We start from the raw sequence: 17,435 nt of genomic DNA, 5'->3' as shown, positions 1-17,435 counted from the left end.
ATGGCCCCCGACCACACGCCCACGCCGCCCCTCGTCTTCACACCGCGCCCCTCGGCGCCGCCGCCGCCCAGCACGGTGGGGGTGATGGGCTGGCTGCGCGCCAACCTCTTCTCCTCGGTGCCGAACACGATCCTGACCTTCCTGGGCGCCTACATCCTCTATGTGTTCCTGGAGGCCATCATCTCCTGGGCGCTGATCAACGCGGTGTGGGAGGCGCCCAACCGCCGCGCCTGCCTCGATGCGGTGGGGCGTTCGGGCGCCTGCTGGCCGGGCGTCATCGCCTGGCTGCCTAACCTCATCTACGGCCTCTATCCCAAGGACCAGGTGTGGCGCATTGACCTGGGCGCGCTGATCCTGGTGCTCTGGGCGCTGCCGCTCTTCCTGCCGCGGGTGAAGTCCAAGATCGCGATCGGGCTGACGGCGGTGCTGGTGTATCCCTTCCTCGTCTCCTACCTCTTCCTGGGCGGCGAGAAGGGCTGGATCTGGATGGTGCTGGTGGCGGGCAGCCTCGCCACCTTCTTCTGGGTCTGGCTGACGGCCATCAGCGAGATGCGGACGGGGCTGCCCTTCCTCGCGCTGCTGGTCCGCACCCTGGCGGGGCCCGACCCCATCCCGGAGCGCGCGCGGCTGGTTCGGCAGCTGGCCTGGGCCGCGCTGTTCGTCACGGCGCTGGTCATCGTCTCCCGCTGGCAACTGGTGGAGGTGCCCACGCGGCTCTGGGGCGGGCTGTTCCTGACCATGGTGATCTCGGGCATCGGCATCACCTTCTCGCTGCCCGCGGGCGTGATGCTGGCGCTGGGGCGGCGATCCTCCATGCCGCTGATCCGCGGCTTCTGCGTGGCCTTCATCGAGCTGTTCCGCTCCGTCCCCCTCATCACCATCCTGTTCATGTTCAACACCATGCTGCCGCTGTTCCTGCCGGTGGGGGTGGAGGTGGACCGGCTGCTGCGCGCCATCGTGGCCGTCTGCCTCTTCGCCGCCGCCTACATGGCCGAGATCGTGCGCGGTGGGCTGCAGGCCATCCCGAAAGGCCAATACGAGGCCGCGGCCGCCATGGGGCTGGGCTACTGGCAGTCCACCACGCTGATCATCCTGCCCCAGGCGCTCAAGATCATGATCCCGGCCATCGTCGGCAACTTCATCGGGCTGTTCAAGGACACCACGCTGGTTTCCATCATCGGCCTGTTCGACATGCTGAGCATGGCGCGGGCGGTGGGCGAGGACACGCGCTGGCTAGGCCTCTTCATCGAGCCCTTCTTCTTCATCACGATGATCTACTTCGTGTTCTGCTTCGCCATGTCGCAATACAGCATGAACCTGGAACGCCGGCTGGGCGGGGGGCAGCGCCGATGACCACGCCCGCCATCGAACTCGTCGGCGTCAGCAAATGGTATGGCAGCTTCCAGGCGCTGAAGGAGATCAACCTCTCCATCTCCGAGGGCGAGCGCGTGGTGGTCTGCGGCCCCTCGGGCTCCGGCAAGTCCACCATGATCCGCTGCGTGAACCAGCTGGAGCGCCACCAGCGCGGCGACATCCGCATCCATGGCCGCGCCTTCGGCGGCGGCGCGCGGGATGACGAGGCCATCCGCCGCGAGACGGGCATGGTGTTCCAGTCCTTCAACCTCTTCCCGCACATGACGGTGCTGGAAAACTGCACCTTCGCCCTGACCTGGGTGAAGCAGATGCCGGAGGAGGAAGCGAAGCGCATCGCCCTGTCGCACCTGGAGCGCGTGCGCATCCCCGAACAGGCGCTGAAGTACCCGCTGCAACTCTCCGGCGGGCAGCAGCAGCGCGTCGCCATCGCGCGCGCGCTGTGCATGCAGCCGCGCATCATGCTGTTCGACGAGCCCACCTCCGCCCTCGACCCCGAGATGATCAAGGAGGTGCTGGACGTGATGGTCGAACTCGCCAACACGGGCATGACCATGGTGGTGGTGACGCACGAGATGGGCTTCGCCCGCCAGGTGGCCGACCGCGTGGTGTTCATGGACCAGGGGGAGGTGGTGGAGCAGGCGCCGCCCGAGGACTTCTTCGCCAACCCGCGCTATGACCGCACGCGGATGTTCCTCAGCCAGATCCTCTGAGGGGTTTGGCCGGCACGCCCGCCACCACCGCGCCCGGTGGCACGTCACGCACCACCGCCGCACCCGCGCCGGCCACGGCGCCCGCGCCCAGCCGGCGCCCCGGCGCCACCACCGCGCCCGCGCCGACCAGCGCGCCCGCGCCCACGCGCACGGTGCCACAAAGCACCGCGCCGGGGGCGATATGCGCGCCGTCTTCCACCACGCAGTCATGCTCGACCACGGCGGCGGTGTTCACCACGGCCAGCGCCCCGATCGCCGCCAGGGGCCCGACCGAGGCGCGGGCCATCACCTGCGCCCCGTCGCCGACCCGCGCGCTGGGCGAGACCAGCGCCGCCGGATGCACCAGGGCGGGCAGGGCGAGGCCCGCCCGCCGCGCCGCCTCGCCCCAATGCAGGCGCAGCGCGTTGTCGCCCAGCGCCACCACCGCGCCCCCCGCGCCATGCGCCTCCAGGGATGCGAGCGGCCCCAGCACGGGCCTTCCCAGCACGGGTGCCGTGGCGCGGTCATCCAGCACGCCGGCCACCTCCCGGCCCAGTGCGTCCAGCGCCTCCAGCACCACCAGCGCGTGGCCGCCGGCGCCGAGGACGAGCAGCCTCACCCGCCCGCGCCGTCCAGCGCGTCCAGCACATGCAGGGAATAGGTCAGCGCGGCCCCGGCGTTGAGCGCGATGGCGACACCCAGCGCCTCCGCCACCTCCTCCTTCGTGGCCCCGGCGGCGCGGGCCTTGCGGGCATGGGCGTCAATGCAGCCCTCGCAGCGCGTGGTGACGGCGACGGCCAGCGCGATCATCTCCCGCGTCTTGGCGTCCAGGTGCTTCGTGGTGCTGCTGCCGCGGCTCAGCGCGCCAAAGCCCTTCATCAGCTCCGGGTGCAGGGCGGAAAGCTCCTTGCCCCGATCCCGCAGCCCCGCATTGTAGCTGTCCCAATCCTCGATCCGCGTGTCGGTCGTCACCTGTCTGGCTCCCAAATGGAAAGGCCCCGATGGTTTCCCATCGGGGCCTCCACGTCCATTGATATGGCGCAGCCTATTCGGCGGTCTCGGGTTCCTTCTCCGCCTCGCCATCGCCCTCGGGGCGGGGCAGGGCGGCGACGGGTGCCTCGGCCAGGTCGAAGGCCAGCGCGCCATCCACCAGGTTGACCTTGACCGCGCCACCCTTGGCCAGCTTGCCGAAGAGGAGTTCCTCGGCCAGCGGCTTCTTGATGTGCTCCTGGATCACGCGGGCCAGCGGCCGCGCGCCATAGAGCGGGTCATAGCCACGCTCGGCCAGCCATTCCTTGGCGGCGGAGGAGAGCTCGATCGTCACGTTGCGATCGGCCAGCTGGGCCTCCAGCTGCATGACGAACTTCTCCACCACCTGCGCCACGATCTCCTGCGTCAGCCCCGCGAAGGGGATGACAGCGTCGAGGCGGTTGCGGAATTCGGGCGTGAACATGCGCTTCACCGCCTCCTCATCCTCGCCGGTGCGGACGGGGCTGCCGAAGCCGATGGCGGGCTTCTGCATGTCGGCTGCGCCCGCATTGGTCGTCATGATGAGGATGACGTTGCGGAAATCCACGGTCTTGCCGTTGTGGTCCGTCAGCTTCCCGTGGTCCATCACCTGCAGCAGGATGTTGTAGAGATCCTGGTGCGCCTTTTCGATCTCATCGAGCAGCAGCACGCAATGCGGGTGCTGGTCGATGCCATCCGTCAGCAGCCCGCCCTGGTCGAAGCCCACATAGCCCGGGGGTGCGCCGATCAGGCGGGAGACGCTGTGCCGCTCCATGTATTCGGACATGTCGAAGCGGATCAGCTCGATGCCGAGCGTCTTGGAGAGCTGCTTGGCGACTTCCGTCTTGCCGACGCCCGTGGGACCGGAGAACAGGTAGTTGCCGATGGGCTTCTCCGGATCGCGCAGGCCCGCGCGGCTCAGCTTGATGGCCGAGGACAGCGCCTCGATGGCGCGATCCTGGCCGAAGACCATGGCCTTGAGGTCACGCTCCAGGGTGCGGAGCGTCTCCTTGTCGTCCGCGCTGACGGATTTGGGAGGAATGCGGGCGATCTTGGCGACCACCTCCTCCACATCCTTCAGCGTGACCGTCTTCTTGCGCTTGTTCTCGGGCACCAGCATGCGCGAGGCGCCCACCTCGTCGATCACGTCGATCGCCTTGTCGGGCAGCTTGCGGTCATGGATGTACTTGGCCGAAAGCTCCACCGCGGCGCGGACGGCTTCCGGCGTGTACTTCACCTTGTGGTGCTTCTCGTAGTTGGTCTTGAGCCCCTGCAGGATCTTGACCGTGTCCTCGACCGAGGGCTCGTTCACGTCGATCTTCTGGAAGCGCCGCACCAAAGCGCGGTCCTTCTCGAAGTGGACGCGGTATTCCTTGTAGGTGGTGCTGCCGATGCAGCGCAGCGTGCCCTGCGCCAGCGCGGGCTTGAGCAGGTTGGACGCGTCCATCGCGCCCCCCGAGGTGGCGCCCGCGCCGATCACGGTGTGGATCTCGTCAATGAAGAGGATGGCGCCGGGCTGGGCTTCCAGCTCGCTCACCACCGCCTTCAGGCGTTCCTCGAAATCGCCGCGATAGCGCGTGCCGGCCAGCAGCGAACCCATGTCCAGCGAGTAGATGGTGGACTTGGCCAGCACCTCCGGCACGTCGCCTTCGACGATGCGCTTGGCCAGGCCCTCGGCGATGGCGGTCTTGCCCACGCCCGGATCACCCACATAGAGCGGGTTGTTCTTGGTGCGCCGGCACAGGATCTGGATGGTGCGCTCGATCTCGGAATCGCGGCCGATCAGCGGGTCGATCTTGCCCTGGCCCGCCTTCTTGTTGAGGTTCACGCAATAGGTGCTGAGCGCATCCTGGTTGCGGTTGCCCCCGCGCGGCTTTTCCTCGCGTTCGCTGTTGCCAGCGCCTTCCTCGGGCGGCGTCTGCGCGCTGCCCTGCACGGGGCGGGGCTGGCTGCGGCCGGGCGCCTTGGCGATGCCGTGGCTGATGAAGTTGACGGCGTCCAGCCGCGTCATGTCCTGCAGTTGCAGGAAATAGACGGCATGGCTCTCGCGTTCGCTGAACAGGGCCACCAGCACATTGGCGCCCGTGACTTCGTCGCGGCCGCTGCTCTGCACATGGATGGCGGCGCGCTGGACCACGCGCTGGAAGCCCGCGGTGGGCTTCGGGTCGCCGCCGCGGTCGGAGACCAGGCCGGCCAGGTCCTTGTCGAGGAACTCGCCCAGGTCGCGCTTCAGCTTGTCCACATCCACGCCGCAGGCGCGCAGCACGGTGGTGGCATCGGCATCCTCGGCCAGCGCGAGGAGGAGGTGTTCGAGTGTCGCGTATTCGTGCCGGCGGTCATTGGCGAGGCCGAGGGCCCGATGGAGCGTCTGCTCGAGATTGCGGGACAGCATGTTCAGTACGCTCCCCTAAGGGTGGCGGGCCGCGGAAATGCGGCCCGGCCGTTGAAAGGTGATGTGATGGCACTTCCCCCAAATTCACCTCCCCCGGCGGAAGTCTCCTGCAAGTCAGGCACCGGGGTGTCGTTCCGCCGTGGTCCGGCGCGCCGCCCGGGGGCGGCCGTCCCGAACCGAGAGTCCGGGCGGAAGGGTAAAGCCTGTATGGCCGAAAGGGGGGATTTTTTTCGCGTCACACGCGCTCCGGCTTCACTCTTTCTCAATCGTGCACTGGAGCGGGTGCTGGTTCTGCCGCGCCAGGTCCATGACCTGCGTGACCTTCGTCTCGGCCACCTCATAGGTATAGACGCCGCAGACGCCGACACCGCGCCGGTGCACATGCATCATGATGCGCGTGGCCTCGTCGCGGTTCTTCTGGAAGAAGCGTTCCAGGACGTGGACGACGAACTCCATCGGCGTGTAGTCGTCGTTCAGCATCAGCACCTTGTACATCGCCGGCTTCTTGGTCTTGGGGCGCGGCTTGACGACGACGCCGGTCGCCGGGCCGCCATCGCCCTCGCGCTTGTCGCCGTCCGAGAGGATGATGCGCAGCTTGTCCCGCGCCAGGGCGCGATCCTCCAGGAAATTCGTTCCGGGCTGCATGATGGGCCGCTTGTCCGTATGCGTCATGATCGCTGGAGGATATCGGGTGCCGGCCGCCCAGGAAAAGGGCTTGCCTGCTCCGCGCGGCACGCGGGGCGAAGAAAATGCCATGCGGCCCGCCCAACGCAAAAGCCCCGGGCTCCTTGCGGAACCCGGGGCCATGTTCGCTCATGCCCTCGCGGGGAGGGCAGCGCGTCAGGCGGCCAGCGGCTTGCCCATCTTCTCCATCGCGGCCGTCATGCGGGCGGCGATGGGCTCGATGGAGGTCTCGGCGACCTTCAGCGCGGTCTCCTGCAGCTTCACGCCGTCATTCATGGCGCGCTCCAGCGAGGCCTTGGCGAAGGAGGCCTGGAAATCGGCGGCTTCCTTCAGGCTCTTGGCGGAAGACAGGGTCTTCATGCCTTCCATCGCCTGCTCCGACATCGTCTGGAACATCGCCATGGTCTGGCGCGACAGGTCCTGCACGCCGGTCACATAGGCCTGCGAGGCCTTGGTCATGGCTTCGAGGTTGCCGCGGCTGAACTCCACCGCGTCCTCGGCCACCTTCATCATGTCGGCGGTGGCCTTGTGGGCGGCTTCCATGCTCTTCTCCATGGTGGCGCGGGCCTGGGTGGCGCCGTCCTCCATGATCTTCTTCGCCTGGTCGGCGCCGGTCTGGGCGGCGGTGGTCATCGCCTTCTTCATGTCAGCCTGGGTGGCCATCTGCGTCATCCTTGTCCAAGACCGCCTCTCGGCCTGGATGGGGCGAGGCGGCACGTTTTGTCGTGGCGAAGCGGCCACGACGGGCTTTGCTGCGATGCAGCATGAGTGTGATCTAGCGGGCCACACCGGGCATTTCAAGGAAAAATGGTGCAGCGCACAAAATTCCCGTCAGCCCATCCGCTGCCCCAAAAGCGCGGGCGTGGCCCGAAACCGGTGGACATCCCTCCGCATCGCTGATTGATTGCGCGGACGGGACGCTCAGCCTTGGGGGAGGCCGCGTCCCTGACCGATCCGGGGGGATTGCTGCATGTCGTGTCGTTTCCAGGCCTTGGGCCTTGCCGTGGTGCTTCTGCTCGCGGCCATGGCGCCCGGCCGCGCCCAGGTGGCCGCCATCGAACGGAGCGAGCGCTACGCCGCCATCGTCCTGGACCACCAGACCGGCAACATCCTGGTGTCGCACCATGCCGATGCGCTGCGCCACCCAGCCTCGCTCACCAAGGCCATGACGCTCTACATGCTGTTCGAGGCCATGCAGGGCGGGCGGCTCGCGCTCAACTCGCCGATTCGCATGTCGGCGGAGGCGCAGTCCCGCCCGCCCTCCAAGCTCGGCCTGCCCGTGGGCACGCTGTTCTCGGTGGAGACGGCCATCCTGGCCCTCGTCACCCGCTCGGCGAATGACGTGGCGGCCGCGGTGGGCGAGCACCTGGCCGGCAGCGAGGAGGCCTTCGCGCGGCAGATGACGCTGCGCGCCCGCCAGCTCGGCATGACGCGCACGGTCTTTCGCAATGCCTCGGGCCTGCCCGACCCCGACCAGGTGACGACGGCGCGCGACATGGCGCTGCTGGGCCGCCGCCTGCTGCAGGATTTCCCACAGCATTACCACTATTTCAGCGCGACCCATTTCCGGCACAACCAGGGCCTGATCCGCAGCCACAACGGCATGCTGGTGGACTACCCCGGCACGGACGGCATCAAGACCGGCTATATCCGCGCCTCGGGCTACAACATCCTGACCTCCGCCGAGCGGGGCGGGGTGCGCCTCGTGGGCGCCGTCTTCGGCGGGTCCAACTGGCGCGAGCGCAACGCCCAGATGGCGAGCCTCTTCGACGAGGGCTTCGCGCGCCAGGGCGTGCGCGGCATCCCGCCCGCCGCCGCCGAGATGGCCGCGGCCGCCGCCGCCGGCCGGGTACTGGCCGCCCGCGCGGTGGGCGGTGGGCTGCCGCCGCCCGTGCCCGCGGCCGTCGCCGCCCGCGCCGCGCGCCCGCCCGCCACCGCCCAGGCCACCGCCCGGCCGCCCGCGCGCGCCCAGGCCGCCGCGCGGCCGCCCGCCCGCGCCCAGGCCGCCCGCACGGCGCCCTCGCGCCGGCAGGCCGCGCGCACCCAGCCCGCCCGCACCCAGGCGGCCGCCCGGACCCAGCCCAGCGCCGCCGCGCGCCGCGCCCCGGCCAATGCGCCCCGCGGCACCCGCGCCACCCCGCCCGGCACGCAGCGCGTCGCGGGCACGCGTTGAGGCGCAGCCGGGGGCTGGCTTGCCGGTGGCACCTTGGCCGTGGCAACAACGGCTTGCACCGGTAAAGGAGCCCACGTGATGAAGCCCCTCAAGAAGGCCGTCCTGCCCGTGGCAGGCTTCGGCACCCGCTTCCTGCCGGCGACGAAGGCGGTGGCGAAGGAAATGCTGCCCGTCGTGGATCGCCCGCTGATCCAATATGCGGTGGACGAGGCGCGCGCCGCCGGCATCGAGCAGTTCTGCTTCATCACCGGCCGCGGCAAGACCGCGATCGTCGAGCATTTCGACATCGCCTATGAGCTGGAAAAGAGCCTGGAGGAGCGCAACAAGGCCGACATCCTGGCCGAGCTGCGCGGCCTCGCCGTCACCCCCGGCTCCATCGTCACCGTCCGCCAGCAGGTACCGATGGGCCTCGGCCACGCCATCTGGTGCGCCCGCGCCTTCGTGGGCGACGACCCCTTCGCCATCATCCTTCCCGACGACCTGATGCAGTGCGAGACCTCCTGCGTGGCCCAGCTCGCGGAGGCCTATCGCGAGACGGGCGGCAATGTCGTCGCCATCGAGGAAGTCCCGATGGAGCGGGTGAACAAGTATGGCGTGCTCGACATCGAGAAGGACATGGGCCGCCTCGTCTCCGTGAAGGGGCTGGTGGAGAAGCCGCCGGTCGAGAAGGCGCCCTCCAACCTCACCATCATCGGCCGCTACGTGCTGATGCCCGAGGTGATGACGCACCTGGCCAAGCTCGAAAAGGGCGCGGGGGGCGAGGTGCAGCTGACCGACAGCATGGCCAAGCTCATCGGCACCCAGCCCTTCCACGGGCTGCGCTATGAGGGGCGGCGCTTCGACTGCGGCGACAAGCTGGGCTTCCTGGAGGCGCAGATCGCCTTCGCCCTGGAACGCCCGGAGCTGGCGCCCGCGGTGCGCGGCTTCCTCGACCGCTACCGCTGACCCTTCCCCCGCACCCGATCGGACGCCCCTGATGGACGCCTTCACCCACCGCTTCGACCCGACCTCGCTGCGCGAATACGACATTCGCGGCATCGTGGGCAAAACGCTCCATGGGGCGGATGCCTTCGCCATCGGCCGCGTCTTCGGCACCATCGTGGCCCGCGCCGGCGGCGGCCGCGTGGCGGTGGGGCGTGACGGGCGGCTGTCCTCGCCCGAGCTGGAAACCCATCTGGTGGCCGGCCTCGTGGCGTCGGGCATGGAGGTGGTGCGCGTGGGCTGCGGCCCCACGCCCATGCTCTACTTCGCGAGCTACGACCAGAAGGCCGATGGCGCGGTGATGCTGACGGGCAGCCACAACCCGCCCGACTACAACGGCTTCAAGATGATGATCGGCAAGAAGCCGTTCTTCGGGAAGGACATCCAGGAACTCGGCCGCATGGCCGCCGAGGGCGACGTGGTGCCGGAGGCGAAGGGCTCCTCGCGCGAGGTGGATGTGTCCGCCACCTATATCGCGCGCATGGTCCAGGATTACGGCGGGGGCGCCAAGAAGCTGAACGTGGTGTGGGACCCCGGCAATGGTTCGGGCGGCGCCATCACCGAGCGCCTGGTGCGCGAGCTTCCCGGCACCCACCACGTCATCAACGCCGAGATTGATGGCCGCTTTCCCAACCACCACCCCGACCCCACGGTGCTGAAGAACCTCGCGCAGATCATCGCGAAGGTGCGCGAAACCAAGGCCGACCTCGGCATCGCCTTCGACGGCGACGCGGACCGCATCGGCGTGGTGGATGGCGAGGGCAACATGCTCTTCGGCGACCAGCTGCTGGTGGTGCTGGCGCGTGACGTGCTGAAGGCCCACCCGGGCGCCACCATCATCGCCGATGTGAAGGCAAGCCAGGTGCTGTTCGACGAGATCGCGGCCGCCGGCGGCACGCCGCTGATGTGGCGCACCGGCCACTCCCTCATCAAGCAAAAGATGGCGGAGACGGGCTGCCCGCTGGCCGGCGAGATGTCGGGCCACATCTTCTTCGCCGACAAATGGTATGGCTTCGACGACGCGCTCTATTCCGCCCTGCGGCTGCTGGACACCCTGGCCCGCAGCGAACAGAGCCTGGCCCAGATGCGCGCGGGGCTGCCGCAGGTGCTGAACACGCCCGAACTCCGCTTCAACTGCGAGGACACGCGCAAGTTCGAGGTGGTGCGCGAGGTCGCCGCCCGCCTCGATGCCGAGGGCGCCGATGTCTCCGCGGTGGATGGCGTGCGCGTGAACACGCCCGATGGCTGGTGGCTGCTGCGTGCCTCCAACACCCAGGCCGTGCTGGTGGCCCGTGCCGAGGCCTCCAGCGCCGAGGGGCTGGAACGCCTCAAGGCGCAGCTCGCCGCGCAGATCGAGGCCTCGGGCCTCGCCGCGCCCGACTTCTCGGGCGAAAACGCGGGGCATTGACGGGCGCGCGGCGACGCGCCCACCCTTCCTTCCATGCGCCGGACAGCAAAGAGCCGGCGCGGCTGGAAGGAACGGACCCATGCTCAACCGCCGCACGCTCGGCCTGGCCCTTGCCGGGCTGCCCGCCGCACCTGCCGTCCTGCGCGCCCAGTCCTGGACGCCGAGCGGCCCCATCCGCATCGTCGTGCCCTTTCCGGCGGGCGGCACCACCGACATCCTGGCGCGCATCTTCGCCCAGCGCCTGGGAGACACCCTGGGCCCCGCCGTGGTCGAGAACCGGGGCGGGGGCGGGGGCTCCATCGGCGCCGACTATGTGGCCAAGGCCCCGCCCGATGGCCAGGTGCTGCTGTTCCACAACCTGACTTTCTCCACCACGACGGCCGCGCTCGAAATCGCCGGCCGCGCGCCGCACCGCATCGAGACGGATTTCGCGCCCATCACCCTCGGCGCCGCGGTCCCTATGATCCTTCTGGCCAACGCGCAGGTGCCGGCGCGTGACCTCACGGAATTCGTCGCCTGGGCGAAGGCCCAGAACCCGCCGCCCTTCTACGGCTCCACCGGCCCCGGCAGCACCATGCACATGATCAGCGAGGTGCTGAAGCGCGACGGGCAGTTCCAGATGGAGCACATCCCCTTCCGCGGCGCGGCGCCCCTGGTGCAGGACCTGCTGGCCGGCCGCGTGGTGTTCGGCGGCGACCAGCTTTCCTCCTCGCTCCAGCACATCCGCGGCGGCGCGCTGCGCCCCATCGCCACCCTGGCCGACCGCCGCCCGCGCGTGCTGCCCGAGGTCCGCACCGTGCGCGAACAAGGCTTCCCCAACGCCGAACTCCTCGGCTGGAACGGCTTCTTCGCGCCCGCCCGCACGCCTGCGCCCGTGCTCGAACGCCTGCACCGCGAACTCGCCGCCGCTGCGCGCCACGAAAGCGTGGCCAGCCGCATCCTGGAACTGGGCGCGGAACCCGGCGGCAACAGCGCCCAGGAATTCGGCGCCTCCGTCCACAACCAGATCGCCGCCGTGCGCCCGCTGGTGCAGGCCCTGAACATCCAGATGTGACCCACGGCCGCAGGCGGGGAGGGGGGGCCGCGGCGTCCCAGGCCGCCCTCCTCGGCGGCCGCGCTCAGTCCGCGAAGTCGACGGGCGTGTTCAGCGCCGGGTCCTCATGGCGCCGCCAGTACAGGTCATGGATGCGGCGCGTGATCGGCCCGGTACGCCCATCGCCCACGGGGCGGCCCTCATACCAGGTCACCGCGCTGATCCCGCCCGCGGTGGTGCTGGTAAAAATCTCGTCCGCGGCCAGCACCTCCTCCGCGCGCACCGCGCGGATCTCGCAGCGCAGCTGGAGGTCGGCGGCGATCTCGGTGACGGTGCGGCGCGTGATGCCCTCGAACATCCCCTGCGCCGGCGTCGCCAGCACGCCATCCTTCACGATGAAGATGTTGAAGCCCGGGCCCTCGGTGATGGTGCCGTCGGCGGCGGGCAGGATCGCGACGGTGGCGTCGCGCTCATAGGCCTCGAACAGCCCCATGTCAGGTCGAGCCAGTGGAAGTTCTTGATCCGCTGATCGAGGGATTCGGAGGGGATGCGCTGCGTCCGCGCCAGGATCATGCGGAAGCCCTCGGCCTGCTGGCGGGGCTCGGCGATGTTCATGAAGGGCTGCGCCCAGGCATAGAGGCGGTTGCGGCACAGCCGCGGGTCGCGCGTGCCGGGCGGCGGCACCCCGCGCGAGCAGATCACCATGATGAAGGCGTCGCGGAAGCCGCTGCGGCGCACGCATTCCTTCAGGATGGCGGCGATGTCCGCCCCGCTGTGCGGCAATTGCATGCGCAGCCCGCGCATCGAGGCCTCGAAGCGCGCGATGTGGTCATCGAGGCGGAAGATGCGGCCCTTCCAGGCATGCAGGGCATCATAGGTCACGTCCGAGCGCACGAAGCCGCGGTCCACCACCGGGATCGCGGCCTCGGCCAGCGGGACGAAGCGGCCATCCATATAGGCGACGCCCCGGATCGGGGCGAGTTCCTCCTCGTGCGTCATGCGCCTGCCTCCCTTCCCTCGAAGCCGGCGAGGGCGGTGCGCACGCAGCGGGCGATGGTGCCGATGTTGTAGCCGCCCTCCTGCACGATCACCGTGGGCAGGCCGAGGGCGGCGAGCCGCGCGCCGATGCGCCGGAAACCGTCATGGGTGATGGCGAGGCCCTGCGTCGGGTCCTCCTCATGCCCATCCACGCCGAGCGAGACCACCAGCGCCGTCGCGCCATGGGCGGTGATGCGCGTGCAGGCGGTCTCGAGCGCGGCCAGCACCGCCCCATCGCCCGAGCCCGCGGGCAGCGGCAGGTTGAGGTTGCACCCCATCCCCGCCCCGGTGCCGCGTTCCTGCGCGTGGCCGCAGAAGAAGGGGTGGTAGTCCACCGGGTCGCGGTGGAGGGAGGCGAAGAACACGTCGTCGCGCGCATAGAGGATGGCCTGCGTGCCGTTGCCGTGGTGGACATCCACATCCACCAGCGCGACGCGGCCATGGCCGCGCCGGAGGTGCTGGGCGGCGATCGCGGCATTGTTCAGGAAGCAGTTGCCTCCCGCCATGTCGGCGAAGGCGTGGTGGCCCGAGGGCCGGCACAGCGCATAGGCCATGGGCGCGCCGGCGAGCACCTGCGCGGCCGCCTCCACCGCCAAATTGGCCGAGGCCATGGCCACGGCGCAGCTGTGCTCGCCGATCGGCGCCCAGAGATCCTGCGCGTGCCAGCCCGCGCGCCCGGCGACCGAGGTCGGGTAGGCATGGTCCATGCCGCGCACCGGGAAGACATAGGGTATGACTTCCTCCGCCGCGCCCTCGATGCATTGCCACTCGGCCCAGGCGGTGGCGAGGAAGTCGAGGTATTCCGGGGTGTGGATGGCGGCGACCGGGGCGGGGCCATGGTCCGGCGCCTCGCGGATCACGTGGCCGTCGGCGCGCAGCGCGGCGAGGATGTTGTCCGCGCGCGCCGGCACGTCGCGCGTCGCGACGAAGCGGCCATGGCGCAGGAATTGGCGGGAGTGGTGCCGCGCCTGGAGCGGCGAATGAAGAACGAGCACGTGGCGACCCCTGGCTGAAACTCGAACAGGACCGAGTTTCGGAAGGGTCACATGCCGGGCGGCGCGGGGCAAGGAAATTCGAAAATTCCCGAGTTTTGCCGCGGGATCAGGCGGCGGGGTCAAGCGGCCTGGCCCGCTTCTCCACATATTCGCCGACATAGAGCCGCAGATAGGCCAGCCGCGCGCGAAGCGCCTCGCGCGCCATGGCGGGCTCCACCTCCCCGGTCCGCGCGAAGGACATCGCCCAGATGGCGTCCGAGATGGTGACGGCGATGACCATCGCCTGCTCCAGCGCCGCGCTCTCGGCCACGGCGAAGTGACGGATCAGCTTGCGATAGTAGATGCCGCCGATGCGCCGGTTGGCGGCAAGGTCGGCGTGGCGGATCTCCCAGCCGCTCTCGGGGCCGAGGAAGAGGCGCATCGCCACCGGATGCTCATGGTAGAAGCCCAGGGCCGTCTCGGCATGCCGCGCGCAGAGGTCGCTCCAGGAGGTCAGGCCGCCATGATCCATCTCGCGCGCGGCCAGCGTCTCGAAGACCGCGATGTAGCGCTGCGCGAGGCCGGTCAGCAGCGCCTGGGGCGTCGGGAAGTAATGGTAGAGCGATGCGGGCGGGATGCCCGCCGCCTCCGCGACCTGCTGGAGGCTGAGGCCCACCTGGCCGTCGCGGCGGATCAGCCCGTCGGCGGCATCGAGGATGCGCCCGGCCCGCTGCCTGCCGCGCGCCTGCCGCTGCGGTTCCGCCTCGCCCGCCATGCCGCCTGTTCCCTCACGACGCGCCGCCGATCGGCGCGGGACCGAGGATAGGTGAGCCCTTCGTCCCGGCAAGCCGCCGCCTGGCGGGCTCAGCCGAGCGCCTTGGGGTCGTGGACCGGCGTCGGCAGGCCCAGCATCCGCGCCTGGATCTGCAGCGCGAGGATGCGCGAATAGGTGCGGACCTGCTGCAGGTTGCCGGCCTGCAGCCAGAGGCCGGGCTGGCGCGTCGGCTTCCACATGTTGCGAAGCTCGCCCACCCAGGGGCCGGGGTCGCGCCGCGTGCCGGAGCCGAGGCCCCAGACAGGCCCCACGCGCGCCGCGACTTCCGGCGAGATCAGCTCCGCGATCACGCTTTCCATCGGCTGGTAGCCGGTGGCATGGACGATGAGGTCGGCGGGCAGCAGCGTCCCGTCGGAAAGCTCCACGCCCTCCGGCCGCAGCCGCGCCACCTCCACGCCGCTGCGCAGCGCCACCTCCCCGCGCGCGATGAGGCCCGAGGCGCCCACGTCAATGTAATAGCCCGAGGCGCGGCGGAGATACTTGAGCGAAAGGCCGGTCTCGTCCTCCCCGAAATCGAGCATGAAGCCCGCACGCGCGAGGCTGTCGTAGAACTCGGCATCCACCTCGCGGATGCGACGGTAGAGGCCGCGGTGCAGCTCCGTCAGCATGGCGAAGGGGCGTGAGGCCGCGATGTCGTCGGCCTGCTCGGTGCCGATGCCCGCGGCCAGCGCGTCCTCCGAGAACAGCCGGCTCGTGATCTCCCGGAACAGCGTCTCGGCGCGGACAACGAGGGTGGAGGAGCGCTGGACCATCGTGACGGAGGCGCCCTGTTCCCAGAGCTCGGCGCAGATGTCGTGCGCGGAGTTGTTCGAGCCGATCACGACGGCGCGCCGGCCGGCATGGCCCGCGCCGCCCTCGAAGGCGCTCGAATGGCATTGCACGCCGCGGAAGGTCTCGGCGCCGGGAAAGCGCGGGATCGCCGGCGCGCCCGACAGGCCGGTCGCGATGACGAGCTGGCGCGGGTGCAGCGTCGTCGCCACGCCCTCGCGCTCGACCTCGACCGACCAGCCCTGTCGCGCCTCATCGAAGCGCGCGCGCCGCGCGACGGTGCCGCCCTGGAAATCAATGTCCATCAGGCCGGCATAGGCATCGAGCCAGTCGGCCATCCGGTCCTTGGGGATGTAGACCGGCCAGTGGTCGGGGAAGGGCAGGTAGGGCAGGTGGTTCGCCCAGATGGGGTCGTGCAGGCAGAGGGAGCGGTAGCGCCGCCGCCAGGCATCGCCGGGGCGCGCCAGGCGGTCGATGACCAGCGTCGGCACGTCCAGCCGGCGCAGCCGTGCCGCCAGCGCGAGCCCGCCCTGGCTGCCGCCGATGATCAGGCAATAGGGCTGTTCGCTGCGGCCGAGCGCCTCGGCCTGCCGCCGGCGCCGCTCCGTCCAGGTCTCGGCGTGCCGCGCGGGGCCTGGCGGGGCGCCGCGCTCACGCCGCCGGCCGGCGCGTTCCTCATGCCCGATGATGGCGCGGGCCGTGGTGAAGAGCGTCTGGCAGCGCCCCTCGCGCAGCCTCAGATGGCCGCGGGCGCGCAGCTGCGAGGTCTCCAGCGTGAACCAGGCCTCGACCAGGCCCTCGGTGTCGCGCGCGGTGCCGGGCTCGAGGGTCAGGTGGCGCGGAGCGGCCCGGTGCAGGCAGTTCGCCAGCATGGCCTCGATCTCCGCCCGGCCCTCGAAGGTGGCGATGGACCAGGTGAAGCAGAGCAGGTCGCGCCAGATGCCGTTGGTGTCGAACAGCTCGGCGACGGCGGGCGCCTTCCCCGCGCCCAGCGCCACGGAGAGGCGCGTGAGCCAGGAACGGGCCTGATCCTCGGCCGTCAGATGCAGCATGGAAGCTCTCCCCCGGCGCGGCCGCGCGGCCGGCGCCGGGGGCGACCTTCGCACCCGGGCGCGATGTCGTGCAAGCCGCCGAAACTCGGAAAAAGTCGAATTTCTGCCTTGGCGTGGTCGAAGCTTCGCGGCGCGGATGCGCCTGGTGGTGGAGGGCGCGCCTCGGGTCGTGCCCCGCCCTGGCACCATGCCCAGGATTTCGGCGAAGGGAGCAAGGCGGGCGACGGTGCCGGCCTCAAGCCGCGCTCATGCGTTGAACCTCCGTCGCAGCGTTGGAGGTGACCCGTGGCGTCCTATGAACTGCTCTACTGGCCCGGCCTGCAGGGGCGGGGCGAATTCGTGCGCCTCGCGCTGGAGGAGGCCGGCGCCGCGTATCGCGACGTCGCGCAGGAGGGGGCGGAGGGCAAGGCCTCGCGCCTCGTCGCCGCGGGCCTGACCGAGGCCGGCCTCGCCACCCCGCCCTTCGCGCCGCCCCATCTGCGGCATGGCAGGCGGGTCATCGGCCAGACCGCCGCCATCCTGCTCTACCTGGGCGACCGGCACGGCCTGGCGCCGAACACCGAGACCGGCCGCCTCTGGACGCACCAGCTCCAGCTGACCATCGCCGATGCGGTGACGGAGGCGCATGACACGCAACACCCCGTCGCGTCGCAGCTCTACTACGAGGACCAGAAGCCGGAGGCGAAGCGGCGCGCGGAGGATTTCTGCCGCCACCGCATGCCCAAGTTCCTCGGCTGGTTCGAGATGGTGCTGAAGCGCAATCCGAAGGGCGGCGGGCACCTGGTGGGCGCGCGCATCTCCTACGCGGATCTCTCGCTGTTCCAGCTTGTCGCGGGGCTCGGCTACGCCTTCCCGAAGGCGACCCGGCGGGCGCTGCGGCGCACGCCCCAGGTGGCGGCGCTGGCGAAGGCGGTGGCCGCGCGGCCGCGCATCGCCGCCTACCTGGCGAGCGAACGCCGCATTCCCTTCAACGAATACGGCATCTTCCGGAACTACCCGGAGCTCGACCTGTAGGGCCGCCGCCGG

General features: G+C 70.2%; 17 protein-coding genes. 7 read left to right on the top strand and 10 right to left on the bottom strand.

Features of this window, described 5'->3' with window-relative positions; translation table 11 throughout:
- Together JTN19_RS06295 and JTN19_RS06290 are read left to right on the top strand one after the other, a co-directional pair.
- A complete protein-coding gene (locus JTN19_RS06295) occupies positions 1–1,353 on the top strand; it encodes an amino acid ABC transporter permease (RefSeq protein WP_206931057.1) in 1,353 nt (450 codons plus the stop codon).
- Positions 1,350–2,084, top strand: a complete 735-nt coding sequence (locus tag JTN19_RS06290) for an amino acid ABC transporter ATP-binding protein (protein WP_206931056.1) — start codon at positions 1,350–1,352, stop codon at positions 2,082–2,084. The genes JTN19_RS06295 and JTN19_RS06290 overlap by 4 nt, the downstream gene beginning before the upstream one ends.
- Here JTN19_RS06290 and JTN19_RS06285 read toward each other — a convergent pair.
- The 5 genes from JTN19_RS06285 to JTN19_RS06265 form a co-directional block, all read right to left on the bottom strand.
- Positions 2,068–2,682, bottom strand: coding sequence for a NeuD/PglB/VioB family sugar acetyltransferase (locus tag JTN19_RS06285; protein ID WP_206931055.1), 615 nt, complete (start codon positions 2,680–2,682; stop codon positions 2,068–2,070). The two genes, JTN19_RS06290 and JTN19_RS06285, sit on opposite strands and share 17 nt — an antisense overlap.
- Positions 2,679–3,017 (bottom strand): carboxymuconolactone decarboxylase family protein, encoded by a 339-nt coding sequence (locus tag JTN19_RS06280; RefSeq protein ID WP_206931305.1) that lies wholly within the window; start codon positions 3,015–3,017, stop codon positions 2,679–2,681. Before JTN19_RS06280 ends, JTN19_RS06285 begins: the two co-directional genes overlap by 4 nt.
- Before the next feature lie 91 nt (positions 3,018–3,108).
- Entirely contained in the window at positions 3,109–5,463 is a 2,355-nt protein-coding gene (gene clpA, locus JTN19_RS06275) for an ATP-dependent Clp protease ATP-binding subunit ClpA (RefSeq protein WP_206931054.1), read from the bottom strand.
- A gap of 252 nt (positions 5,464–5,715) precedes the next feature.
- Positions 5,716–6,135, bottom strand: coding sequence for an ATP-dependent Clp protease adapter ClpS (clpS, locus tag JTN19_RS06270; protein WP_456315791.1), 420 nt, complete (start codon positions 6,133–6,135; stop codon positions 5,716–5,718).
- A 168-nt stretch (positions 6,136–6,303) separates the two neighbouring features.
- Positions 6,304–6,810, bottom strand: coding sequence for a phasin family protein (locus tag JTN19_RS06265; RefSeq protein ID WP_242530914.1), 507 nt, complete (start codon positions 6,808–6,810; stop codon positions 6,304–6,306).
- A gap of 307 nt (positions 6,811–7,117) precedes the next feature.
- Between JTN19_RS06265 and JTN19_RS20345 the strand changes: the two genes are divergently transcribed.
- The 4 genes from JTN19_RS20345 to JTN19_RS06245 all read left to right on the top strand — a co-directional run bounded on the left by JTN19_RS20345 (position 7,118) and on the right by JTN19_RS06245 (position 11,763).
- A complete protein-coding gene (locus JTN19_RS20345) occupies positions 7,118–8,320 on the top strand; it encodes a D-alanyl-D-alanine carboxypeptidase family protein (protein ID WP_206931052.1) in 1,203 nt (400 codons plus the stop codon).
- A gap of 78 nt (positions 8,321–8,398) precedes the next feature.
- Positions 8,399–9,265 (top strand): UTP--glucose-1-phosphate uridylyltransferase GalU, encoded by an 867-nt coding sequence (gene galU, locus JTN19_RS06255; protein ID WP_206931051.1) that lies wholly within the window; start codon positions 8,399–8,401, stop codon positions 9,263–9,265.
- A 31-nt stretch (positions 9,266–9,296) separates the two neighbouring features.
- Positions 9,297–10,709, top strand: coding sequence for a phosphoglucomutase/phosphomannomutase PgmG (gene pgmG / locus JTN19_RS06250; protein WP_206931050.1), 1,413 nt, complete (start codon positions 9,297–9,299; stop codon positions 10,707–10,709).
- 79 nt (positions 10,710–10,788) lie between these two features.
- A complete protein-coding gene (locus tag JTN19_RS06245; protein WP_206931049.1) occupies positions 10,789–11,763 on the top strand; it encodes a Bug family tripartite tricarboxylate transporter substrate binding protein in 975 nt (324 codons plus the stop codon).
- A 64-nt stretch (positions 11,764–11,827) separates the two neighbouring features.
- On the opposite strand, the gene JTN19_RS06240 is transcribed toward JTN19_RS06245, so the two are convergent.
- From JTN19_RS06240 to JTN19_RS06220, 5 genes are all read right to left on the bottom strand, one after another.
- Positions 11,828–12,235 (bottom strand): aminotransferase class IV, encoded by a 408-nt coding sequence (locus JTN19_RS06240; protein WP_206931048.1) that lies wholly within the window; start codon positions 12,233–12,235, stop codon positions 11,828–11,830.
- Complete coding sequence (locus JTN19_RS06235) at positions 12,133–12,741, bottom strand: aminotransferase class IV (RefSeq protein ID WP_206931047.1); 609 nt, start codon at positions 12,739–12,741, stop codon at positions 12,133–12,135. Before JTN19_RS06235 ends, JTN19_RS06240 begins: the two co-directional genes overlap by 103 nt.
- Positions 12,738–13,775 (bottom strand): arginase family protein, encoded by a 1,038-nt coding sequence (locus tag JTN19_RS06230; RefSeq protein ID WP_206931046.1) that lies wholly within the window; start codon positions 13,773–13,775, stop codon positions 12,738–12,740. Before JTN19_RS06230 ends, JTN19_RS06235 begins: the two co-directional genes overlap by 4 nt.
- Positions 13,776–13,881: 106 nt before the next feature.
- Positions 13,882–14,529 carry a TetR/AcrR family transcriptional regulator gene (locus tag JTN19_RS06225; RefSeq protein WP_206931045.1) on the bottom strand — a complete coding sequence of 216 codons (648 nt, stop codon included), beginning with the start codon at positions 14,527–14,529 and terminating at the stop codon, positions 13,882–13,884.
- A gap of 89 nt (positions 14,530–14,618) precedes the next feature.
- Entirely contained in the window at positions 14,619–16,409 is a 1,791-nt protein-coding gene (locus tag JTN19_RS06220) for an NAD(P)/FAD-dependent oxidoreductase (protein ID WP_206931044.1), read from the bottom strand.
- 285 nt (positions 16,410–16,694) lie between these two features.
- On the opposite strand from JTN19_RS06220, the gene JTN19_RS06215 reads away from it, so the two are divergent.
- Positions 16,695–17,423: a glutathione S-transferase family protein gene (locus JTN19_RS06215; protein WP_206931043.1), complete on the top strand. Its 729-nt coding sequence runs from the start codon at positions 16,695–16,697 to the stop codon at positions 17,421–17,423.
- Positions 17,424–17,435 lie beyond the last annotated feature (12 nt).

The organism is Roseococcus thiosulfatophilus, assembly GCF_017311575.1.
In the GTDB taxonomy this organism is placed as follows: domain Bacteria; phylum Pseudomonadota; class Alphaproteobacteria; order Acetobacterales; family Acetobacteraceae; genus Roseococcus; species Roseococcus thiosulfatophilus.
This window is presented reverse-complemented; position numbering and strand designations above follow the sequence as displayed.